Source organism: Chelativorans alearensis (genome assembly GCF_010993735.1).
Taxonomy (GTDB): Bacteria; Pseudomonadota; Alphaproteobacteria; order Rhizobiales; family Rhizobiaceae; genus Chelativorans; species Chelativorans alearense.
The window spans coordinates 73994-96294 of record NZ_WQNI01000011.1 but is presented as its reverse complement, the minus strand read 5'-3'; the positions used below and the strand labels follow the sequence as shown (position 1 = coordinate 96294).

21 protein-coding genes and 2 tRNA genes are annotated in these 22301 nt (G+C 64.0%); 13 read left to right on the top strand and 10 right to left on the bottom strand.

From position 1 onward, the window contains the following. Window positions 1–37: 37 nt before the first annotated feature. The gene (locus GPJ75_RS17655) at window positions 38–256 is read right to left on the bottom strand and encodes a DUF2842 domain-containing protein (RefSeq protein WP_163269715.1); all 219 of its coding nucleotides are present in this window, start codon (window positions 254–256) and stop codon (window positions 38–40) included. A gap of 162 nt (window positions 257–418) precedes the next feature. On the opposite strand from GPJ75_RS17655, the gene GPJ75_RS17650 reads away from it, so the two are divergent. Beyond that, window positions 419–1501, top strand: a complete 1083-nt coding sequence (locus GPJ75_RS17650; protein ID WP_163269713.1) for a COX15/CtaA family protein — start codon at window positions 419–421, stop codon at window positions 1499–1501. A 162-nt stretch (window positions 1502–1663) separates the two neighbouring features. Here the strand turns inward: GPJ75_RS17650 and argC are convergent, their stop codons facing one another. The 5 genes from argC to GPJ75_RS17625 form a co-directional block, all read right to left on the bottom strand. Beyond that, window positions 1664–2593, bottom strand: a complete 930-nt coding sequence (argC, locus tag GPJ75_RS17645) for an N-acetyl-gamma-glutamyl-phosphate reductase (RefSeq protein WP_163269711.1) — start codon at window positions 2591–2593, stop codon at window positions 1664–1666. A gap of 100 nt (window positions 2594–2693) precedes the next feature. Then, on the bottom strand, window positions 2694–3644 hold the full coding sequence (speB, locus tag GPJ75_RS17640; protein ID WP_163269709.1) for an agmatinase: 951 nt from the start codon (window positions 3642–3644) through the stop codon (window positions 2694–2696). 110 nt (window positions 3645–3754) lie between these two features. Next, the gene (gene rpsI, locus GPJ75_RS17635) at window positions 3755–4237 is read right to left on the bottom strand and encodes a 30S ribosomal protein S9 (RefSeq protein WP_163269707.1); all 483 of its coding nucleotides are present in this window, start codon (window positions 4235–4237) and stop codon (window positions 3755–3757) included. Further along, complete coding sequence (rplM, locus tag GPJ75_RS17630; RefSeq protein ID WP_159586316.1) at window positions 4230–4703, bottom strand: 50S ribosomal protein L13; 474 nt, start codon at window positions 4701–4703, stop codon at window positions 4230–4232. Before rplM ends, rpsI begins: the two co-directional genes overlap by 8 nt. 208 nt (window positions 4704–4911) lie before the next feature. After that, the gene (locus GPJ75_RS17625) at window positions 4912–5376 is read right to left on the bottom strand and encodes a PaaI family thioesterase (protein ID WP_246249110.1); all 465 of its coding nucleotides are present in this window, start codon (window positions 5374–5376) and stop codon (window positions 4912–4914) included. A gap of 124 nt (window positions 5377–5500) precedes the next feature. On the opposite strand from GPJ75_RS17625, the gene GPJ75_RS17620 reads away from it, so the two are divergent. The 4 genes from GPJ75_RS17620 (at window position 5501) to GPJ75_RS17605 (ending at window position 8678) form a co-directional block, all read left to right on the top strand. Further along, window positions 5501–6322 carry an enoyl-CoA hydratase gene (locus GPJ75_RS17620; RefSeq protein WP_163269705.1) on the top strand — a complete coding sequence of 274 codons (822 nt, stop codon included), beginning with the start codon at window positions 5501–5503 and terminating at the stop codon, window positions 6320–6322. Beyond that, window positions 6322–6747, top strand: a complete 426-nt coding sequence (locus GPJ75_RS17615; RefSeq protein ID WP_163269703.1) for a VOC family protein — start codon at window positions 6322–6324, stop codon at window positions 6745–6747. The genes GPJ75_RS17620 and GPJ75_RS17615 overlap by 1 nt, the downstream gene beginning before the upstream one ends. Continuing rightward, complete coding sequence (locus GPJ75_RS17610) at window positions 6744–7265, top strand: CoA-binding protein (RefSeq protein WP_163269701.1); 522 nt, start codon at window positions 6744–6746, stop codon at window positions 7263–7265. The genes GPJ75_RS17615 and GPJ75_RS17610 overlap by 4 nt, the downstream gene beginning before the upstream one ends. 129 nt (window positions 7266–7394) lie before the next feature. Next, entirely contained in the window at window positions 7395–8678 is a 1284-nt protein-coding gene (locus GPJ75_RS17605) for an O-acetylhomoserine aminocarboxypropyltransferase (RefSeq protein ID WP_163269699.1), read from the top strand. Window positions 8679–9239: 561 nt separating this feature from the next. On the opposite strand, the gene GPJ75_RS17600 is transcribed toward GPJ75_RS17605, so the two are convergent. Continuing rightward, the gene (locus GPJ75_RS17600) at window positions 9240–10487 is read right to left on the bottom strand and encodes a cytochrome P450 (protein WP_163269697.1); all 1248 of its coding nucleotides are present in this window, start codon (window positions 10485–10487) and stop codon (window positions 9240–9242) included. Window positions 10488–10663: 176 nt separating this feature from the next. On the opposite strand from GPJ75_RS17600, the gene GPJ75_RS17595 reads away from it, so the two are divergent. The 7 genes from GPJ75_RS17595 (at window position 10664) to GPJ75_RS17565 (ending at window position 19818) form a co-directional block, all read left to right on the top strand. Then, window positions 10664–11296, top strand: coding sequence for an ATP-dependent Clp protease proteolytic subunit (locus GPJ75_RS17595; RefSeq protein ID WP_163269695.1), 633 nt, complete (start codon window positions 10664–10666; stop codon window positions 11294–11296). Between the two features lie 273 nt (window positions 11297–11569). Beyond that, window positions 11570–12844: an ATP-dependent Clp protease ATP-binding subunit ClpX gene (clpX, locus tag GPJ75_RS17590; RefSeq protein WP_163269693.1), complete on the top strand. Its 1275-nt coding sequence runs from the start codon at window positions 11570–11572 to the stop codon at window positions 12842–12844. A 253-nt stretch (window positions 12845–13097) separates the two neighbouring features. Next, entirely contained in the window at window positions 13098–15527 is a 2430-nt protein-coding gene (gene lon / locus GPJ75_RS17585; RefSeq protein ID WP_163269691.1) for an endopeptidase La, read from the top strand. A gap of 203 nt (window positions 15528–15730) precedes the next feature. Further along, the gene (gene hupB / locus GPJ75_RS17580) at window positions 15731–16003 is read left to right on the top strand and encodes a DNA-binding protein HupB (protein ID WP_159586325.1); all 273 of its coding nucleotides are present in this window, start codon (window positions 15731–15733) and stop codon (window positions 16001–16003) included. A 201-nt stretch (window positions 16004–16204) separates the two neighbouring features. Beyond that, window positions 16205–17158, top strand: coding sequence for a transferrin-binding protein-like solute binding protein (locus GPJ75_RS17575; RefSeq protein ID WP_163269689.1), 954 nt, complete (start codon window positions 16205–16207; stop codon window positions 17156–17158). A gap of 78 nt (window positions 17159–17236) precedes the next feature. Then, window positions 17237–18547 carry a surface lipoprotein assembly modifier gene (locus GPJ75_RS17570; RefSeq protein ID WP_163269687.1) on the top strand — a complete coding sequence of 437 codons (1311 nt, stop codon included), beginning with the start codon at window positions 17237–17239 and terminating at the stop codon, window positions 18545–18547. Between the two features lie 137 nt (window positions 18548–18684). Next, the gene (locus tag GPJ75_RS17565) at window positions 18685–19818 is read left to right on the top strand and encodes a helix-turn-helix transcriptional regulator (protein WP_163269685.1); all 1134 of its coding nucleotides are present in this window, start codon (window positions 18685–18687) and stop codon (window positions 19816–19818) included. Window positions 19819–19977: 159 nt separating this feature from the next. Here GPJ75_RS17565 and GPJ75_RS17560 read toward each other — a convergent pair. Then, window positions 19978–20053 (bottom strand) — tRNA-Val (locus GPJ75_RS17560). Between the two features lie 210 nt (window positions 20054–20263). Between GPJ75_RS17560 and GPJ75_RS17555 the strand changes: the two genes are divergently transcribed. Then, window positions 20264–20340 (top strand) — tRNA-Asp (locus GPJ75_RS17555). Window positions 20341–20379: 39 nt separating this feature from the next. On the opposite strand, the gene GPJ75_RS17550 is transcribed toward GPJ75_RS17555, so the two are convergent. Beyond that, the gene (locus GPJ75_RS17550; RefSeq protein WP_163269683.1) at window positions 20380–21396 is read right to left on the bottom strand and encodes a hypothetical protein; all 1017 of its coding nucleotides are present in this window, start codon (window positions 21394–21396) and stop codon (window positions 20380–20382) included. A 589-nt stretch (window positions 21397–21985) separates the two neighbouring features. Then, window positions 21986–22228 (bottom strand): hypothetical protein, encoded by a 243-nt coding sequence (locus GPJ75_RS17545; protein ID WP_163269681.1) that lies wholly within the window; start codon window positions 22226–22228, stop codon window positions 21986–21988. Window positions 22229–22301: the final 73 nt, after the last annotated feature.

The window sequence follows — 22301 nt, the reverse complement described above, 5'->3', positions numbered from 1 at the left end:
GGCAAAAGGTGAATCAATGCTCGACGGGGGAGGAGCCTCATTCGGCCGGGCGCTGCGGCTTTCCTGCCATCCATTTGACGAGAACCATGGCCGGCAGAACCCACAGAAGCCCCGTCACCAGATAATAGATCAGGTGCACCAGCGCGCCCTTGTCGGCGAGCTGCGCCACGGCGACCGCCGTGGAGACGATGGCATAGACGACGACCAGCGCCACCAGCGCTACCATGCCGACGAATTTTCTCAGGCGTGCGGGCATCGCGAAATCCTCTCGGGCGCTGCATAGCGCATACAGCGGCCGCCCGACAGGCCAATAATGCCGCAGCCGGAGCACCGGCGCGACCGCATGTCGCCGCGGGCAGGCTTGCAAGCCGGGCGGCTTTGCGGCACCTACCTTTTGGATTTCCGATTGGACAACGAGATGGCAGCCACCACGGATCTGGGCGCTCCCGCCGCGAGCGTCGCCAGCGAACGCCGTAACCGGCTCTGGGTGCGCGTGTGGCTCTATGCCGTCGTCGTGACGCTGTTCGCGCTGGTGCTGGTCGGCGGGGCGACGCGGCTGACCGAGTCCGGCCTGTCGATCACCGAATGGAAACCCATCCACGGCGTCATCCCGCCGCTCGGCGAGGCCGAGTGGGCGGAAGAGTTTGAGAAATACAGGCAGATTCCCCAGTACGAAGAGATCAACCGGGGAATGAGCCTGCACGAATTCAAGGTGATCTTCTGGTGGGAGTGGGCGCACCGGTTCCTGGCGCGCGGCGTCGGCTTCGTCTTCGCCCTGCCGCTCGCCTTCTTCTGGCTGACAGGGCGGCTGGAGAGCCACTTGAAGCCGAAGCTTCTCGGCATCCTGGCGCTCGGCGGCCTGCAGGGCGCCATCGGCTGGTGGATGGTGGCGTCCGGCCTTGTCGAGCGGACCGAGGTCAGCCAATACCGGCTTGCCACGCACCTCGTCATCGCCTGCATCATCTTTGTCGCCACCATGGCCGTGGCGCGCGGGCTGGCGCCGCACAGCGCCGGGCCGGCTCACGATGGAACGCGACGCTTTGCCGGGTGGCTGGTGGTTGCCGTGCTGGCGCAGATCTATCTTGGCGGGCTGGTTGCCGGGCTCAACGCCGGCATGACCTACAACACCTGGCCGCTGATGGACGGCGCGCTGGTGCCGGGCGGGCTGTTCGTAGAGGAGCCGGCCTGGATCAACCTGTTCGAGAACCCGAAGACCGTGCAGTTCCTCCACCGCCTCGGCGCCTACGCGCTCGTGGCGCTTGTCCTCTGGCATGCCGTTGCCGCCTGGCGCGCCGACGCCGGTTCGACGCATGCGCGGCGGGCCGTCGTCCTCGCCTTCCTCGTCCTCGCCCAGGCGGCCATCGGCATCGCCACGCTGCTCATGGTCGCGCCGCTCGGCTGGGCGCTCGCCCACCAGGGCGCGGCACTCCTCGTGCTGGGGTTTGCGGCGGCACACTGGCGCGCCGCCAAGGGCGCCTATCCGCTGCCGAGAGCCGGATGAAATTTTGGCCAGGGTCAGCCAACGCGCGTCACCCCGGAAGCCGTAGCCCGCAGGGCGGAGGCTGTCCGGGACCCATTCTGGAGCGTCGAAAGAGCGGAATGGGTCCCGGCCCTCACTTCGTTCGGCCGGGATGACGCGCGTTGGATGCCGCGGCGTGATGCGTCAGGTGGTCCTCAGCATCAGATCGAGGTTCTGCACCGCCGCCCCCGAAGCGCCCTTGCCGAGATTGTCATAGATGGCGAGGAGCAGCGCCTGGGCGCGCGCGTCGTTGGCGAAGACGTGAAGCCGCATGGTGTTGGTGCCGTTGAAGCGCTCGGGCTCGATCTCGGCGGAGCGCTCGATTGTCGCCAGGGGGGCGACCTCGACGGCGCTCTCCTCGAGGCCCACATAGTGGTCGGCTATCGCGGCATGAAGCTCCTCGCCCTTCGGCACGCGGTCGAGGTGACCGAGTTGCAGGGGCACGGCGGCGACCATGCCTTGCGCGAAATTGCCGACCGCCGGCTGCATCAGCGGGTCGCGCGAGAGCTTTGCATAGGCGCGCAGCTCCGGCAGGTGCTTGTGGTTGAGGCCGAGCGCGTAGGGCAGAAACTCCGGCGCGTCCTCGCCCTTGGCCTCGTAGTCCTCGATCATCGACCGTCCGCCGCCCGAATAGCCGGAGATGCCGTTGACCGTGACGGGGAAATCGGCGGGCAGCAGGCCGGCGGTCACGAGCGGGCGCAGGAGGGCGATCGGCCCCTGCGGCCAGCAACCGGGGTTGGCGACGCGCCTGGCGTGCATGATTGCCTTCGCCTGGCCGCGGTCCATCTCGGGAAAGCCGTAGGCCCAGCCATCGGCAACGCGGTGGGCGGTTGAGGCGTCGATCACCCGCGTCGTGTCGTTCTCGATGAGGGAGACGCTCTCGCGCGCCGCTTCGTCCGGCAGGCAGAGGATGGCGATGTCGGCGGCGTTCAGATACTCCGCGCGCGCCGCCTTGTCCTTGCGCCGCTCCACGGGCACGGAGATCAGTTCGATGTCGCTGCGCTCGGCGAGCCGCGTGCGGATCTGCAGGCCCGTGGTGCCGTGTTCGCCGTCGATGAAGATTTTTGCCGTCATGGGTTCGCGTCCGAAAAAGAGTCCGGTTTCAAATGGTTGAAGCGCCGTCCGGAATCAATCCGAAAAGTGCCGAAAAGTGCCGAGGGTCCCGCATGAAGCGCTATCGTCGCTTCTTCTCTGCCAGAAGCCCCAGATAGTGCATGGCGACCGCCGCCCCGGCAATGGCCGTGATGTCGGCATGATCGTAGGCCGGGGCCACCTCGACGATGTCGGCGCCGACGATATTGAGTGGGGCGAGCTGGCGCAGGACCGAGAGCATCCTGGCGGAGGAGGGGCCGCCGGCCACCGGCGTGCCCGTGCCTGGCGCGAAGGCCGGGTCGAGGCAGTCGATGTCGAAGGTGATGTAGGCCGGCGCATTGCCGACACGCGCAGCGATCGCCTCGGCGATTTCGGCGGCCCGCATCTCCTCCAACTCATAGCCGTGGAGGATCTGGATGCCGCAGTCCTCCGGCGCGTGCGTGCGGATGCCGACTTGGATGGAGCGGGCGGGGTCGACGATGCCCTCGCGCACGGCGCGGCCGACGAAGGAGCCATGGTCGACGCGCTTTCCGTCGTCCGGCCAGGTGTCCTGATGCGCATCGAACTGGACGAGGGCCAGCGGCGCGCCGTGCCTTGCCGCGTGGGCTTTGAGAAGCGGCCAAGTGACGGAGTGGTCACCGCCGAGCGAGACGAGGAAAGCGCCGGAGCGCAGGATCTTTCCGGCCTCCCGTTCGATTGTAGCGGGCGCCTTCTGCGGATAGCCGTAATCGAACCGGCAGTCGCCATAGTCGACGACGGCGAGCGCCTCGAACAGGTCGAGGCCGAAGGGATATTGCGGGTCGTTGTCGAGGATCGCCGAGGCGCGGCGGATCGCCTGCGGCCCGAAGCGCGCGCCAGGCCGGTTGGAAACTGCCGCATCGAAGGGCAGGCCCCACACCACCGCATCCGCGCCCTTCACGGTCTTGGTGAAGCGGCGGCGCATGAAGGAGAGGGCGCCGGCATAGGTGGGATCGCCGGCGGCGCCGAGGTTTTGGCGCGCGGTGAAGGCATGGTCAATGGATTTGGACAGCATGCGATATATCCCCTTGACAGTCGGCCCGTGGCTACGGGTGCCATGACATTTGCACAACAAAAAAGCGGGCCCGAAGGCCCGCTTTTCCGATCCGAAAAGTCCCAAGCCTTTTAGCGCTTGGAGAACTGGAACGAACGGCGGGCCTTGGCGCGGCCGTACTTCTTGCGCTCCACCACGCGGCTGTCGCGGGTGAGGAAACCGCCCTTCTTGAGGACCGCACGCAGCTCCGGCTCGTAATAGGTGAGCGCCTTGGAGATGCCGTGGCGCACCGCGCCCGCCTGGCCCGACAGGCCGCCGCCGACGACCGTCGCGACGACGTCGTACTGGCCGTTGCGGTTGGCCGCCACGATCGGCTGCTGCAGGATCATCTGCAGGACAGGACGCGCGAAATAGGCGTTGAAGTCCTTGTCGTTGACCGTGATCTTGCCGGAGCCCGGCTTCACCCAAACGCGGGCGATCGCGTTCTTGCGCTTGCCGGTGGCGTAGGCGCGGCCCTGTGCGTCGAGCTTCTGCACGTGCACGGGAGCTTCGGCCTCGGGCGCGACCGCCTGCGTCGCCTCGCCCAGCTCCTGGAGGGAATTGATTTCAGCCATGTGCCTGGACCCTTACGTTCTTCTTGCTCATCGCCGCGACATCGAGCTTTTCCGGCTGCTGGGCGACGTGAGGATGGTCGGTTCCCGCGTAGACGCGCAGGTTCTTCATCTGGCGGCGTCCGAGCGGTCCGCGCGGGATCATGCGCTCGACGGCCTTCTCGACCACGCGCTCGGGGAAACGGCCCTCGAGGATGTCGCGCGCCGTGCGCTCCTTGATGCCGCCCGGGTGGCCGGTGTGCCAGTAGTATTTCTTGTTCTGGTATTTCCTGCCGGTGAAGACCACCTTGTCGGCATTGATGATGATGACGTTGTCGCCGTCATCGACATGCGGAGTGAAGGTGGGCTTGTGCTTGCCGCGCAGGCGGTTGGCTACGATGGTGGCGAGGCGGCCGACGACAAGCCCTTCGGCGTCGATCAGTACCCACTTCTTCTCCACCTCCGCAGGCTTCTGCGAGAAGGTTTTCATGGTCGTCCTGTCTTAATCTTGAACCCTGCCGGGGCAGGGCGTTTCTTGTTGCTTGAACCGATGGCCCGACACGGGCCCTCGATAAATCACGGCAAATGCCACGATCCGCGGGCTTATAGGAGGGGGGATGAAGCAAGTCAAGCGCAATTGGGGTGGGTGTGGCGATAAAAAGTCATATAAAACAATAGGATACGAAAAAGGTAATATATTACCCCATCTTTCGGCGCGTGGGAGGCAGGGAATAGGTGCCGGTGGCGTGGGCGACGAGGGCGCGGTCGGGCCCGGCGGTGATCGCCGCTTCGAACACCATCAGCGTCTTGCCGAGCTTGAGGATGCGGCATTCCCCGTCGATGTCACCCGCCTCGGCCTTGCGCATGAAATTGATGTTGAGGTTGGTGGTGACCGCCAGCGCTTCGCGGCCGATATGCGACAGCGCGCAGACATAGCCGCCGATATCGGCGAGCGTGAAGAGCGCCGGCCCCGAGACTGTGTTCCCGGGCCTCAGGTGCCGCTCGCCGGCTGCAAGCCGCACGGTGCAGCCGCCGGGGCTGACGGCGACGGCGCTGTACTCGGTATGGTCCTCGTTGAGCTGCGGATAGACCTCCGCCAGATAGGCGTTGACCTCTTCGACGCTCATCACCGGGGCGAGGCCCGCCGGGGCACTTGCGTCCATATCGGCTCCTCCATTGCGGGCTTGACCTTTGCGTCAACGGAAGGCGACGATGGCCTTTTCCCGGCTGATCTGCAAGCCGTGCTGTGCTAGGTGGGGACAAGGTCCATCCGAGAGGAGACGAGCCATGGCTGAGGCAGTTGCGCCCTTCCGAGGCGAGACGCGGAGCCTTGTCGGCAGCGTGCGCACCGGGGGCATCCTGACGCTGACGCTCGACAACCCGCCGGCGAACGCGTTGTCCATCGCCATGATGGAGGCGCTGAAGGCCGCGCTCGACGCGGCGCGGGACGAGGCGGCGGTGCGGGTGATCGTGCTGGCGCATGAGGGCAAGGTGTTTTCGGCCGGCCATGACCTGAAAGAGATGACGGCGCATCGTAAGGACCCCGACCGGGGGAGAAGCTTCTTCGCCGAGACCATGGCGCTCTGCGCCTCCCTCATGCAGACGATCGTGCGCCATCCCAAACCGGTGATCGCCGCTGTCGACGGCGTGGCGACGGCGGCCGGTTGCCAGCTCGTCGCTTCGTGCGACCTGGCGGTGGCGACAGGGAACGCCCGCTTCGCCACGCCCGGCGTCAATATCGGCCTGTTCTGCTCGACGCCCATGGTGGCGCTGTCGCGCAACGTCCCGCGCAAGCAGGCGATGGAGATGCTTCTGACGGGCGAGATGATCGACGCCGACACCGCGCTCTCCTACGGCCTCGTCAACCGCGTGGTGGCGCCGGACGCGTTGAATCGCGGTGTGATGAACCTGGCCGAAGCCGTTGCGTCCAAATCGCCTTTGACGCTGAAGATCGGCAAGGAGGCCTTTTACCGGCAGGCGGAAATGGGCCTGGCCGAGGCCTATGAATATACGGCGCGCGTCATGGTGGAGAACATGATGGCGCGCGACGCGGAGGAGGGCATCGGCGCCTTCATCGACAAGCGCAAGCCGCAGTGGAGGGGCGAGTGATGGAACCGCGCATCTCCATCATCACCCTCGGCGTCGACGATCTCGACCGCGCGGTCCGCTTCTACGAGGATATGGGCCTGGAACGTAACGAGAAGATCACCGAGGGCGTCGCCTTCTTCCAGATGGGCGGCGTGATCCTGGCGCTGTGGCCGCGCGACGAACTGGCCGAGGACGCCGGCATCAGGGAGAGAAAGCGGGGCTTCTCCGGCGTCGCGCTTGCCTACAACACGCGCTCGGAAGCCGAGGTGGGGCTCATGCTCGAGCGGGTGGAGAAGGCCGGCGGTCGCATCGTCAAGCCGGCGCGGCGCGCCTTCTTTGGCGGGATGCAGGGCTATTTCGAGGACACCGAGGGCAATCTGTGGGAAGTTGCGCATAACCCGGACTTTCCAATCGACGAGGAAGGCCGTATTACGCTCCCCGAATGAACCACGATACCTACGACAATGCCTATATCGCCGGCATCCTGAACTCCGTGAAGTCGATCGCCATCATCGGCGCTTCGGCCAACGACGTGCGGCCGAGCTTCTTCGTCACGAAGTATCTGATCGACAAGGGATACCGGGTATACCCGGTCAATCCCGGCCAGACCGGCAAGGAGATCGCCGGCGCCATGACCTACGCTTCGCTTGCCGATCTTCCCGGCCCGGTCGACATGGTGGACATCTTCCGTGCGTCCAATGCCGTGCCGGGCATCGTCGAGGAGATCCTGGCCATGGACCCGCTGCCCAAGGTGGTGTGGATGCAGCTCACCGTGCGCGACGACGCCTCAGCAGTGCGGTTGGAGGAAAAGGGCATCAAGGTCGTCATGAACCGCTGCCCGAAGATCGAATACGGCCGATTGTCGGGCGAGATCGGCTGGAACGGGGTCAACAGCCGCGTTATTTCCTCGAAAAAGCCGGTGATGCGGCAGGGTTTTCAGAGCTTCGGCATCCGCCAGCGGTAACCGCCGATTGCCGTGGTCGGCCGGATGCCGCGCGAACTTTCGTCCGTCCACCCGAAATTGGACAAATCTTCTTTGCCCTCGCTCCTCCGGCTTAGTAAGGATGGCGCCGACGAGAACGGAGGAAACCCCATGAACGAGCGCACGCCCGGTTTCAACACGCTTGCCATCCACGCCGGCGCCCAGCCCGACCCCGCGACCGGCGCGCGCGCCACGCCGATCTATCAGACGACGTCCTATGTCTTCGACGACGTCGACCATGCGGCCTCGCTGTTCGGGCTGAAGGCCTTCGGCAATATCTATACCCGCATCATGAACCCCACTCAGGCGGTTCTGGAGGAGCGGATCGCCGCGCTCGAAGGGGGAACGGCGGCGGTGGCGACCGCCTCGGGCCATGGGGCCCAGCTTCTCGTCTTCCATACGCTGATGCAGCCGGGCGCCAATTTCATCGCCGCCAGGAAGCTCTATGGCGGTTCGATCAACCAGTTCGGCCACGCCTTCAAGAACTTCAACTGGGAGGTGCGCTGGGCCGATCCGGACGACATCGCAGCCTTCGAGAACCAGATCGACGAGAATACCCGCGCCATCTTCGTGGAAAGTCTCGCCAATCCAGGTGGCACCTTCGTCGACCTTGAGAAGATCGCCGAGGTGGCGCGCCGGCACGGGCTGCCCTTCATCGTCGACAACACCATGGCCTCGCCCTATCTCCTGCGCCCCATCGAACACGGCGCCGATGTCGTCGTGCACTCGCTGACCAAGTTCATGGGCGGCCACGGCAATTCGGTCGGCGGCGCGCTGGTCGATTGCGGCACTTTCGATTGGTCGAAGTCCGGCAACTACCCGATGCTCTCGGAGCCGAGGCCCGAATATGGCGGCATGGTGCTGCACGAGACCTTCGGCAACTTCGCCTTCGCCATTGCGGCGCGGGTGCTCGGCTTGCGCGATTTCGGCCCCGCCATTTCTCCCTTCAACGCCTTCCTCATCCTTACCGGCATCGAGACGCTGCCGCTCAGGATGCAGCGCCATTCCGACAATGCGCTTAAGGTGGCGACATGGCTCGGGGAACAGCCGCAGGTGGCCTGGGTGTCCTATCCGGGCCTGCCTGGCGACGCCAACCACGACCTCATGCGCAAATATTCGCCCAAGGGCGCCGGCGCCGTCTTCACCTTTGGGCTGAAGGGCGGCTTCGACGCCGGCGTGAAGGTGGTGGAGGGCGTCGAGCTGTTCTCGCATCTGGCCAATATCGGCGACACGAAGTCCCTCATCATCCACCCGGCCTCAACAACGCACCGGCAGCTCACCGACGAGCAGAAGGTGGCGGCGGGGGCGGGGCCGGACGTTATCCGCCTCTCGATCGGCATCGAGGACGTGGACGATATCATCGCCGACCTGGAGCAAGCGCTCGCGAAGGTGTAAGGCCCGCCGCCATGCGCTTGCAGGCGATCTTGGCGGGCCGCAGGTGCCCGCCGGTGTAAAGAATCGTAGGTGCTTTCCCCGCAATCCTCGCTTTCCACAAGGGGTGCGCCATTGCGCCGCACCCCTGCGCGACGTAAGCTCGAACCAACTCAGGAGCCCAACAGTCCGCCCGGACAGCGGAACCAACTGAAGGGATTTTCTGAGGCCGTGCTGGCCCGGTCGGGCGACGGGTTTCGATCCGGAGTTTGGGTCCGGTGCCAGGGGTCCAGCGGAGCTGTCGCAAGCGGTTCCGGAACGCAAACGGCAGACCGATGCTGCCATGAAGGCCGGTTAGTCCTTCGATGGTGCGCCTCTTGGAGGCCTTTACAGGTGGAGAAGGGGCGACCCGGCAGGGCGGACGCGAGCGCGCAAGCGCGAGCAATGCACCACCGGGAACCGTCAATCAGGGTCTGGAACGCGCCAGTCTTTCGGACGGTCGGACCGGGCACCTGAATTGGACAGGGAGGCACTGGGAGGAATCCCAGTGCTTTCCTTGCGTTTGGGGGACCCGCGCTGGCGCGCTCACCATCGGCACACCAACCGCTCCAGCCCGTGGAAATGATAGGTGTCACGATACAGCGGTGTCTCGGCCAGCGTGATCTTCGGCAGCCGCTCGAGCAACACTTTCAGCGCCGCCTGCAATTCCAGCCGGGCCAGCGGTGCGCCGATGCAGAAGTGGATGCCGGCGCCGAAGGAGACGTTCTTCTGATCCGCACGGCCAGGAAGGAAGATGCGCGGGCGGTCGAAGGCCCGAGGATCGCAGTTGGCCGCGCCCAGCATCAGGCCGACCTTTTCGCCGGGCTCCAGGAACACGCCCTCGGCGATCTCCACCCGCTCGTAGGCATAACGGGTGAACATGTGCAGCGGCGGGTCGTAGCGCAGGCATTCCTCGACCGTGGCTGCCGTCTCCTCCGGCGTGTGGAAGAAGCGGCGTGGATCGCCGCCGTCCTTACCCAGGGCGGCGAGGACGGTCGCGAGGGCGTTGCCGAGCTGGTGCACCGTTGCCTCGTGGCCGGCGTTCAGAAGCAGGATGGTCGAGGAGACGAGCTCGTCCTCCGACAGCCTGTCGCCGCTTTCATGCGCCGAGATGAGGAGGGAGAGGAGGTCGTCGCCGGGCTCGCTCCGCCGCTTCGCCGCGTAGGAGCGGATGAAATCGCCGAATTCGCGCGCCGCCTCGTTGGCGCTCTCCTCCACGGCCTGGCTCCGGCCGTGCATGTACATGGCGACCATGCGGTGCGACCAGTCGAGGAGCTGGCTTCCCATCTCCACCGGCACGCCCAGCATCTCGGCGATGATGGTGATGGGCACCGGTGTGGCGAAGGCGGGGATCAGATCCGCCTCGCCGTCCGCCGAAAAGCCGTCGATGAGGCCGTGGCACAGCGCCTCGACGCGCGGGCGCAGCCGCTCCACCTGGCGCGAGACGAAGGCGCGGTTGACGAGCGTTCTGAGCCGCGTGTGCGCCGGCGGCTTCAGCTCCAGCATGGAATGCGCCTCGACCGCCGCGAACGCCTTCAGATGCGGCTCGCCGTAGAGCGTCGTGCCCGCCGGCACCTGCCGGCCGAGCCGGCGGTTGCGCAGCGCGCCGTTCACCTCCTCGTAGCCCGCCAGGCACCACATGCCGTAATCTTCCCAGAAGAAGACGCGGGCGTTTTCGTGCAGGTGGGCGTAGGCCGCGTAGGGGTTCTGCACGAAGGCGGGCGTGTGCGGGTCGAGCCGCAGGCGACGGCTTTGCCGGTCGAGGGAGAGGGGAGGGGATTCGGCGATGCTCATGGGCTCTGTCTTAGCCCTCTTTCGCGGCGGCGCAACCGGTGCGCGGGGCTTATGGAGCACGGCAATTCAATCGTGGCCTTGCGCAGGCGGGAGCGGGCATCCTATATCGGCGTAAAGAGAACGAATCTGCCTCGCGCCCGGCGGGCCGGCGCTTCCAAGGAATAAGGTATCCCTCCATGCCCAATCCCATCGAGACCGCGATGAACCTTGTGCCGATGGTCGTCGAGCAGACGAACCGCGGCGAGCGCGCCTATGACATTTTCTCGCGCCTCCTGAAGGAACGTATCATCTTCATCACGGGGCCGATCGAGGACAGCGTGGCCGCGCTGGTGTGCGCGCAGCTCCTCTTCCTCGAGGCGGAGAACGCGAAGAAGGAGATCGCGCTCTACATCAATTCGCCAGGCGGCGTGGTGACGAGCGGCATGGCCATCTACGACACGATGCAATTCATCCAGCCGCCGGTCTCTACCTTGTGCTTCGGCCAGGCGGCCTCCATGGGCTCCCTCCTCTTGTGCGCCGGCGCCAAGGACATGCGCTTTGCAACGCCGAACGCCCGCATCATGGTGCACCAGCCGTCCGGCGGCTTCCAGGGACAGGCTTCCGATATCGAGCGCCACGCCCAGGATATCATCAAATTGAAGCGGCGGCTCAACGAGGTCTATGTCACGCACACGGGCCAGGACTACGAGACGATCGAAAAGACGCTCGACCGCGACCACTTCATGAACTCGGACGAGGCCAAGGAGTTCGGTCTCATCGACAGGGTGATCACGAATCGCGAACTGATCGAGGCCCCAAAGGTCTCGTAAGTGGGCGGGGCGGGGAACGGATGGCGAAAATTGCTGGGTGCTGCGTCATTTCCGTCACAATTTCCTGTTCCCTCGGCGCTGGCAACCGCCTACGTTAAGCCTATGTTGAAGTTCGATACCCTAGTCTTTGCTGGGGATTGTTGCCGCGCTTTCCGATTTGTGGTTCGTTCGGAAAACGACAATGGGGCGAAGTTGCGGGGGTCAGACCCTTTCTTCGCCCTCCGGCAGACGACCTCGTGAAGGGGCGCCGGTGGTACTGAAAGGACGTGAGAGATGAGCAAGATCAGCAACAGCGGCGGTGATTCCAAGAACACGCTGTACTGCTCGTTCTGCGGCAAGAGCCAGCACGAGGTGCGCAAGCTGATCGCCGGGCCGACCGTCTTCATCTGCGATGAATGCGTCGAGCTGTGCATGGACATCATCCGCGAGGAGAACAAATCCTCGATGGTGAAGTCGCGTGAGGGCGTGCCGACCCCGCAGGAGATCCTGAAGGTTCTCGACGACTACGTGATCGGCCAGAACTATGCCAAGCGCGTGCTCTCGGTGGCCGTGCACAACCATTACAAGCGGCTTGCCCATGCCGGCAAGAATCCCGACGTGGAGCTGGCGAAGTCCAACATCCTTCTGATCGGCCCCACCGGCTGCGGCAAGACGCTGCTGGCGCAGACGCTGGCGCGCATCATCGATGTGCCCTTCACCATGGCCGACGCGACGACGCTGACCGAGGCGGGCTACGTGGGCGAGGATGTGGAGAACATTATCCTCAAGCTCCTGCAGTCGGCCGACTACAACGTCGAGCGCGCCCAGCGCGGCATCGTCTATATCGACGAGATCGACAAGATTTCCCGCAAGTCCGACAACCCGTCCATCACACGCGACGTATCGGGCGAGGGCGTGCAGCAAGCGCTCTTGAAGATCATGGAAGGCACTGTCGCCTCCGTGCCGCCCCAGGGCGGGCGCAAGCACCCGCAGCAGGAGTTCCTGCAGGTCGACACATCGTCGATCCTGTTCATCTGCGGCGGCGCCTTCGCCGGGCTCGAAAAGATCATCTCCGATCGCGGCCGCAAGACCTCCATCGGCTTTGCCGCCAACGTCTCTTCGCCCGAGGATCGCCGTGCCGGCGAGCTCCTGCGCCAGGTGGAGCCGGAGGACCTGTTGAAGTTCGGCCTCATTCCGGAGTTCGTGGGCCGCGTGCCGGTGCTGGCGACGCTGGAGGACCTCGACGAGGAAGCTCTGGTGCAGATCCTCAGCGAGCCGAAGAACGCACTGGTGAAGCAGTATCAGCGGCTGTTCGAGATGGAGAACGTGGAACTCACCTTCCACGAGAACGCGCTTCTGGCGATCGCCAAACGCGCCATCGAGCGCAAGACCGGCGCGCGCGGCTTGCGCTCCATCATGGAATCGATCCTGCTCGACACAATGTTCGAGTTGCCGGCGCTGGAGGGCGTCCAGGAGGTCGTGATCTCCGACGAGGTGGTCAACGGCAATGCACGTCCCCTCTACATCTACGCCGAGCGCGAGAAGGAAAAAGGCAGCGTCAGCGCGTGAGAAAAGCGGGCCGTCGGGACGGGGTAGCAGGGCGCGGCCGGAGGGCCGATATCCCCCTTTCGCCGTCCGGGCTCGAAGGCCGGCGCAGCGCCCTTGATCTTAGTGGCGCGCGCCTCCACTTAATGGACATGTGGCGGGTTTCGTCCTCCGGGTCGGCGTTGCGTATGGCAAGCCCCACGGGCGGACGGTATCCTTCGAAAGCAAGGCCCGTGGCTGGCTCTTGAGAGCGGCCGCGGCTGACAAAGGCTGAAAGATGACAAACTCCCCCAAGACTCCCGGCACCCCCAAGACTTCCGGTGAAACGCTCTTCCCGGTGCTGCCCCTGCGCGACATCGTTGTGTTCCCGCACATGATCGTGCCGCTCTTCGTGGGGCGCGAGAAGTCGATCAAGGCGCTGGAAGAGGTGATGGGCGCCGAGAAGCAGGTTCTGCTGGCGACCCAGATGAATGCCGCCGACGACGATCCCGACCCGAGCGGCATCTATGACATCGGCACCCTTGCCAATGTCCTGCAACTCCTGAAGCTGCCCGACGGCACAGTCAAGGTGCTGGTCGAGGGCGCTGCGCGCGCGCGCATTTCCGGCTTCACGGAGCGCGAGGATTTCCACGAGGCGCGTGCGGAGTTCCTGCCAACGCCGGAGGAAGACGAGGTCGAGATCGAGGCGCTGGCCCGCTCCGTCGTCGCCGACTTCGAGAACTATGTGAAGCTCAACAAGAAGATCTCGCCCGAGGTCGTGGGCGCGGCGAGCCAGATCGAGGACTATGCCAAGCTGGCCGACACGGTCGCTTCGCACCTGGCTATCAAGATCCCCGAGAAGCAGGAGATGCTGGCCACGCTCTCCGTGCGCGAGCGGCTTGAGAAGGCCATGGGCTTCATGGAGGCCGAGATCTCGGTCCTGCAGGTGGAGAAGCGCATCCGCAGCCGTGTGAAGCGGCAGATGGAGAAGACCCAGCGCGAGTACTACCTCAACGAGCAGATGAAGGCGATCCAGAAGGAGCTCGGCGAGGGCGAGGACGGCCGCAACGAGGTGGCCGAGCTCGAGGAGCGCATCAAGAAGACGAAGCTTTCCAAGGAAGCGCGCGAGAAGGCCGATGCCGAGCTGAAGAAGCTGCAGACCATGTCGCCCATGTCTGCCGAGGCGACGGTCGTGCGCAATTATCTCGACTGGCTGCTCTCCATTCCGTGGAAGAAGAACACCAAGGTCCGCAACGACCTGAACTTCGCCGAAGAGGTGCTCGACGCCGACCATTTCGGCCTCGAGAAGGTCAAGGAGCGCATTGTCGAATATCTCGCCGTGCAGAGCCGTCAGCGGAAGCTGAAGGGCCCGATCCTGTGCCTCGTCGGTCCTCCCGGGGTCGGCAAGACCTCGCTCGGCAAGTCGATCGCGCGGGCCACGGGCCGTGAGTTCGTGCGCATGGCGCTGGGCGGCGTGCGCGACGAGGCCGAGATCCGCGGCCACCGCCGCACCTATATCGGCTCGATGCCCGGCAAGGTCATCCAGTCGATGAAGAAGGCGAAGAAGTCGAACCCGCTCTTCCTGCTCGATGAGATCGACAAGATGGGCATGGACTTCCGCGGCGATCCGTCCTCGGCCTTGCTCGAGGTGCTCGATCCCGAGCAGAACTCGACCTTCATGGATCACTACCTCGAGGTCGAGTACGACCTGTCGAGCGTCATGTTCGTGACGACGGCGAATACGCTGAACATCCCGCCGGCCCTGATGGACCGGATGGAGATCATCCGTATCGCCGGCTACACGGAGGACGAGAAGGTCGAGATCGCCAAGCGGCATCTGCTGCCCAAGGCCGTGCGCGAGCATGCGCTGAAGGAGAAGGAGTTCTCCGTCACCGACAGCGCGCTGCAGGAGATCATCCGCACCTACACGCGGGAAGCCGGTGTGCGTAACCTGGAGCGCGAGCTGATGAAGCTGGCGCGCAAGGCGGTGACCGAGATCCTGAAGTCCGGCAAAGAGACGGTCAAGGTGACGGAGAAGAACCTTGCCGACTATCTCGGCGTGCCGCGCTTCCGCTTCGGCCAGGCCGAGGGCGAGGACCAGACGGGCGTCGTCACCGGTCTCGCCTGGACCGAGGTCGGCGGCGAGCTCCTGACGATCGAAGGTGTCATGATGCCCGGCAAGGGCAAGATGACGGTGACCGGCAACCTGCGCGACGTGATGAAGGAATCGATCTCGGCAGCGGCATCCTATGTTCGCTCGAGGGCCATCGATTTCGGCATCGAGCCGCCGCTCTTCGACAAGAAGGACATCCACGTGCACGTGCCGGAAGGCGCGACGCCGAAGGACGGTCCCTCGGCCGGTGTCGCCATGGTGACGGCGATCGTCTCCGTCATGACGGGCATCCCCGTGCGCAAGGACATCGCCATGACCGGCGAGATCACCCTGCGTGGCCGGGTGCTGCCCATCGGCGGCCTGAAGGAGAAGCTGCTCGCGGCGCTTCGCGGCGGCCTGAAGAAGGTGCTGATCCCGGAAGAGAACGCCAAGGACCTGGCGGAGATCCCGGAGAACGTGAAGAGCGGCCTGGAGATCGTGCCGGTCAGCCGTGTCGGCGAAGTGCTGGAACACGCGCTGGTGCGCAAACCCGAGCCGATCGAATGGGTGGAGCCGGTCGCCGCCCAGAGCGTGGAAGTGGCCGACAAGACGGGGAACCAGACGGTCGCCCACTGAGTCGCGTAAAACGCGCGACAAGCCCCTCAAGACACGAAGGCCGGCCCGAGAGGGCCGGCTTTATGCTGAAAAGCGCGGAAAACCGGGGATTTTCCGCTTCTCCGGCTCATTTCCCGCTTGGTCGGCTCTTCACTTCTTCATAAACTGCCGACCTTGCCGGTTGAGTCGCTCTCCGGCCATTATGAAGAAGGGGTTTGTTGTTTATGAACAAGAACGAACTGGTTTCCGCCGTTGCCGATCAGGCCGGTATCTCCAAAGGTGATGCCCAGTCGGCAGTCGATGCGGTTTTCTCCGTCATCACGAGCGAGCTGAAGAAGGGCGGCGACGTTCGGCTTGTGGGTTTTGGCAATTTCGGCGTTTCGCGGCGCGAGGCCTCCACGGGCCGCAACCCGCAGACCGGCGCCCCCGTCCAGATTCCGGCCCGCAACGTGCCGAAATTCTCCGCAGGCAAGGGCCTGAAGGACGCGATCAACTGATCGCCGACGACAAGGCTGTCTCTTGTCACATGACAAAGGCCGGGCTCGCCCGGCCTTTTCTGTTTTGAGGCGGCGGCATCCCAGCGCCTCATCCGCCGCACCTCCCAAATGGGAGTTGTGGGTTCCCCTCCCTCGCTGATCAATACCCCGAGTAGGTGGTTTCCGTTCTGGAAGCCGCTGCGTGAAAAAGGGGTAGGCAACATGCAATCCAAGAAGATACTTCTGGCGGGGGTCACGAGCATCGCGGCAATGGGTTTGGCTGGCTGCGGGGGCAGCGGTTCGACGAGCGCGATCGTCGATGCGCTTTATGCGCAGGATGTCGGCACGGTGGCGAAGGCGCTGAACGACGGTGAGACGCTGACGGCGTATGATAACAAGATGTCCTCGACGCTTCAGCACGAGGATGTCCGTTCGCAGGGTACGGCTGAGGTGTCCATCAAGAAGAATGCGGACGGCGGTATTGACGTCACCATAAACGGTGAGACCGAAAGCTACTCTTCGGCAAACGTCTCGGCAGACGGCTTCGGCTTCGAGAGCGATGACGGCGACCGCAACATCTACACTTGGAGCGCAGATAGCGCGCAGGGTGCCGTGGATGGCACAGATGGCTATGCCTATCATCAAAGGTGGGGGCATTTTTGGAGGTCGCCATCCAGTGGCGACTCCATGTTTGGCTTCGCGGTCCTCGGCAGCGAAACGGCGCCGCAGGATGTGGCAGCCAGGGACGACACCGCCACCTATTCGGGCGACGCCTACATCTATGCCTACGGCACGGATGGGGACGACTTTGATCGCACTGCGATAAGAGGAGACCTCACCTTGACCGCCGATTTCGGCCAAGGCGAAATCTCTGGGGCGGTCAGCGACATGGAAGGGCGAGAGCGCGTGAACGGCGTGGACGGGTCATGGACGCCAGTGCCCGGCGCCGAGATAGACCTGCAGAGCGCAGATATCGCCGGCAACGGCTATGAGGGGACGACCGCGGTCAACGATACGTTCAAGACGGCCTTGGATGTCACGGAATTCGACGGCACGTATCGGGGCAAGTTCTTCGGACCTGACGCGGAGGAGACGGCTGGCGTCATCGTCGCCTCTGGTGTCGCGGATGGCGAGGATTTCGTCGCAAGCGGTTCGTTCGGCGCGGATAAGGATTAATTCGCGGGCCTGAGCTGACCATGCGCGGGCGGGGCAGAAACCTCGCCCGCCATTCCGCACCCTGGTTTTGGAACGGCTATGTTTCTTTCACTGCGTGGCGTGCTGGCGCTGCTGGTAGGCGCTGTTTTGCTGTGCGCTTCCGCACATGCGAAGCAGGAAGCCGGCGAACCGGAGGGGGCGGTTCTGGCGCGCCTCGTCACGGAGGGACAATATGACGTGGCGCGACGCGAATTGCGCCGGCAGGTCGCCGGCCGCCCCGATGCCGCGCTCCACATCACGCACCTGGAAGGCATCGTAAAGGCGCGGGAAGGGGATCTTGCCGGCGCCATAGCGATATTCCGCGCCATACTGGCGGCCGAGCCGAACTTCCTGCCCTCTCGCGTCGAGCTTGCGCGGACCCTCCTCCAGGCGGGAGATACCGACGCCTCCACTTACCATTTCGAGGCCATCGCGCGTGGCAGCGACGACCCGGCCCTGCAGCGCTTCGCCGCGCGCTATCTGGAAAACATCGACAGAGCACGCACGCACGGCTTCTCCTCCTATTTTTCCCTCCTGCCTTCCACCAACGTCAACAAGGGCACCGGCAACCGCACGTTCGAGGCCGGCGGGCTCGTCTTCACCATCGACGAGGATTCGCGCGAGGCGAGCGGCGTGGGCGCGGCCGCCGGCGGCGGCGCCTTCAAGACGGTCCGGCTCGGCGGCGCGATGGCACTCACTGCAAGCGGCGCCGTCGACGTCAAGAAGTACAAGGACACCACCAGCTATGACGAACTGAGCCTTACCGCCAACCTCGCACTTTCGCGCAGGATGGGCCGGGTCACCGCGGCCATCGGCCCGACATTCGAATACCGTTGGGCCGGCTGGGATCCCTATCTGGTGCGCTACGGCGCAACCGTTGGAGCGAAGGCCCCGGTCGGCCGGCGTAATACGGTCGGGCTTTCCTTCACCGCGCTCGCCCAGAACTATATCGACCGCGACTACCGCGACGGCAGCAGGTTTGCCGCAAGCCTGAGCTGGCGCCGGCTCCTTTCGCCGTCTGTCAGCGTCAGCGTCAAAGTTGGGCTCGACGCCGAACGGACACAAAGACGCCATCTGGACCACAACGACCTCGTCCTGCGTCTGCAAATGGACAAGGAATGGCGGGGCGGCCTGATGACATCGCTCTTCGGCTCATACGAAAACCACCACTATCTCGAGCCGTTTCCCGGAACCGATTATCGCCGGCAGGACGAAAAGTTCTCCATCGGCACCAGTTTTTCCCACCGCGGTTTCTCTATCGCCGGCTTTGCGCCCCAGGTCACCTATCAGTATTCTAAGCAGCGATCGAACGTCAGTTTCTACGACTATGAGAGCCACGACCTCGTGCTGAACCTGACCAGGAATTTCTGAACTGAAGCAGAGCTTTGTGCTTCGGAAGGCGCTTCGTCGGCCGGCCTTCGCGCGGGGTGCGAAGAAATATTGCTCATCTTGATCGCCTCGCGCATAATAATTTCGGGGAAGGGGCCGGCCTTGGGCCGGTTTGGGGGATGACGATAGACGAAGACAGGATCGTGGCCGCGATCGACGCCTGCTATGACGCGGTTGTCGAGCCCGACAAATGGCCCGAAGCACTTCAATGGCTGGCGGAAGCCGCGGGCGCCGATTGCGCTATGTTCTATCCCAAGGACGTGAACCAGGATGCCGCCCGCGTGCCGGCCTCGCTCGCCTACGGTGAACTTCTCGAGGATTACGTCGAGGGGCGATGGTACGAAAACCACTATAGAGCAGAGCGCGGCTGGCCCCTTATGCGTACCCGGCCCTACCTTTTGGAGCAGGACCTTTCCACTGAGGAGGAGCGAAAGAGACTGCCTCACTACAACGAGCTTTATCTTCGCTGGGGCTATCCGGGGTTCATCGCGATTCCGTTCGTTCTCGATGGGCGCGCCTGGTGCCTGCCAATGCTCCGGGGAAGGAGGAACGGATTCTTCACCCACGAGGAGGGCGCACTGCTGGCGCGGTTCGCGCCGCATTTTCGCAGGATGATGTTTTTATCCGAGCAGTTCTCCCAGAAGCATGGGCATGGAGGGCTGGAGACGCTCGACCGGATTGACCGGGCTGCCGTGCTGATCGACTGGCAGGGGCGTGTGAAGGGGCTCAATTCGAAAGCGCAGATGCTTCTGGCCAGGGTAGGGAATGCCCTGTTCCTCAATGGCGGCGGACACCTTCATGCAACGCACCCGGAGAGCGAAAACCGCCTCCAGGCGCTACACACGACGCTCCGGACCCGCAGCATTCGCGACCGGCGGCGTGACGAGACGGCCACCGTCCGTATAGAACGGCCCGATCACCGCCCGCTGCTGGTCGAGGCGGTGTCGCTCGATGGCCTTGTTTCCCCCGCATCCACACCCGCACACTCGATCCTGCTCATCACCGATCTCGAAGAACGGGAAACGCCCGCAACCGAGCATCTTCAGGCTGTCTTGAAGCTGACCCCTGCCGAAGCTGACCTGTGCGTTCTCATGTGCTCGGGAATGACGCTCGCCGAGGCGAGCGACCGCCTGCGGATCACCTCGGGAACAGCGCGCCAGCGCCTGAAGAGCATATTCCAGAAAACGGAGACGAACCGGCAGTCCGAGCTGATCTCGCTGTTGTCGCGGCTGCCGGGGGAGCGGGGGAATTGAAGGCCCAATCCTCCTACGCCAAGGCTTCGGCCTTCGCCGGCCGAAAGTCGATCTTGGCCAGATGGTGGAGGATTGGCTTCAGCCGACTGAAGGTCGCAGGATACTCCTTCGTCCAACGAGCTCCGGTGGCCTGCCACCCGAAACCCGCAGGGCAAAGGGTGGTGGGCGATGAGAGACTCGAACTCCCGACATCTTCGGTGTAAACGAAGCGCTCTACCAGCTGAGCTAATCGCCCGTGCGTGAGGCGCCGGCGGCTGGCGGGCCGAGCCTCAAGCCCGTCCGTTTAGGCGGTTCGCCGCCCGATCGCAAGAAGAAATCGCCCGCTGAGCGGTGTTTGCCCCGGCCATGCGAATTCAGCCAGCAAAGGTCCTTGAGCCTGCTTGACAGGCACCCGCGAAGCGCCTAAGTGACCGCCCAGACGCCGCGCAACGGCGACGTCGCAAGCGCGGGTGTAGCTCAGCTGGTTAGAGTGCCGGCCTGTCACGCCGGAGGTCGCGGGTTCGAGCCCCGTCACTCGCGCCATTTCTTTCAAGGGCTTGGGCTCTTTAGCATTTCTTGGTTTCAACTTTTCCCTCCAACGAGTTTCAACTTTTTGAACTCGTTCTGTTCCGACGATAACTTTTTGCGCCCTATGCGGCGCGCTTCTTCCGCCGCTCGCACCGCGGCCGGATTCACCGGCATATAGGTCTTTTGTAGTGTCTTGTTCTGGTCGATTGAGTTTCCCATTTTCGCTGCAATAGCTTCCACCGGAGCGCCACCTGCATTGGCTTCCACAGCGCCTGTGCGCCGCATGTCCATTAAGCGCCGCTTCTCGGTGGTGCCAAATACAAGCGCCCTGATTTCGCGGAAATCGGCGGAAAGGCTGTTCTTCTGATAGGGCGCCCCGATACGCGGTCTGCCGCCCTTCTCAGTCGGCACATAACCCTTGGTGCGGAAGATCGGGGCAGTGTCGAGCAGTTCGAAGTCGAGGTCGGCGACGTATGCTTCTACCAGCCTGCGCGTTCGCTTCGACAGAATGCCGAATGCGGCCTCATTGGTCTTGCCGCGCTGGATGACGAAAGCCCAATCATTGCCGAGCGACATCGCGTTGTTTGGCGTCAGCGAACGGGCATCAACCGGCGAGAAACTGGTGTCCCACGCAACGGCGATGATGCATGCCAAGCCTTTGTAGCCCTTCCGCCATGCCGCCTTGACGAGGCGCACTGCCTCGCCGTCCGTCCACGTCTCTGTGCGGCCAGCCACCGCGGTCTTGCGGATGGCCAATGATGGATCCTGCTTCGCCTGGCAAAGCCCCATCGCGGCCATCACGGTGTAGAGCGCACGCCAGGTCTTCATGGCGCGGCCAGCCTCGCCAATGCCTTTCAGCTTGACCAGGTGGGCGTACCAGCGATCGAGTTTTTCCAGCGTGACTGCCTTCGCCTGCATGTCGCCGAAAACGGGCTCAATGTATTTCCAGCCGCGGCCCCAATCTTCGCGTGTGCGGGGCGGCTTCTTGGCCCATTCGTTGGTTAGGCGGAACCGCTCGAATGCATCGCCAACCGTGTTCTTCGGGTAGACCTTCCGCAGCTGCGCGTCCAAGCCCTTCCTGGCTCGCTGCCAGCGCTCCTCCCACTCCTGCGCTATCGACCACGCCTCAGGCCCGTCAGGGCCACAGCGCACGTTCTCGAAGCCGTGCGCCCGCATTCTTGGCGTCACGAGCCAGTAGCCCCGCCCCTTCCTGACGACATAGTGCTTGAGCTTAATGCTACCCAAGAGCCGCGAGCCTCCGGTCAAACTCGTCTTCTGGCACAGGCGTTATTGTAGGAGCGTCCGCGATGCCGGCGTGTTTGTCTAGCCAAGCGTCGATTGCCTTCAGGTCAAAGTGGCCAATGACGGGGCAGGGCAGGGGAAACCCGCAGCGGTGCAGATCTTGGCGCCGCGCCTCAAACTCACTTACCGTCAAATGAAGGCGCCGCGCAGCCTTTGCTGCGGGTACCAGACGCGGCTCGACGAAAAAGCGGATTGATGCGCCGATGGGTCTGTTGTCATTGGCTGCCTGCATTTCGGTTCCCCCAAACGAAAAATCGCCCGCGGACGAATCCGCAGGCGACGTACCCATTAGGACTTTTCGCCATAAAATGTCAAGCGATATCTCATTTTTCGCTTGACTTTTCGACAAAGCTTGATCTCACGACGCGATGTCGGGGTATCTCTTCTCCCAACCCGGCGCCAACACAACCTCGTAGACCCTGAGCTCCTTACTGGGGTTCTCGCGCGCCAGTATCTCCGCTGCGGCCTGCGCCTCTTCTATATCGTCCTGCAGTGGCCCCATTTTGGTCGGAATGCCTAGTTCGCGGTCTCCCATCATCGCTACGCCAAATCCCATCGACTTCATGCGTGCGGCAGTTTCCGTGTGCGTTGCGTTAAGCATGGCTGCTCTCCCGTGTTGCGCCCTGGTAGCGAAAACGCTACTGTGAACACATTATTCCTTATATTCGCTACGT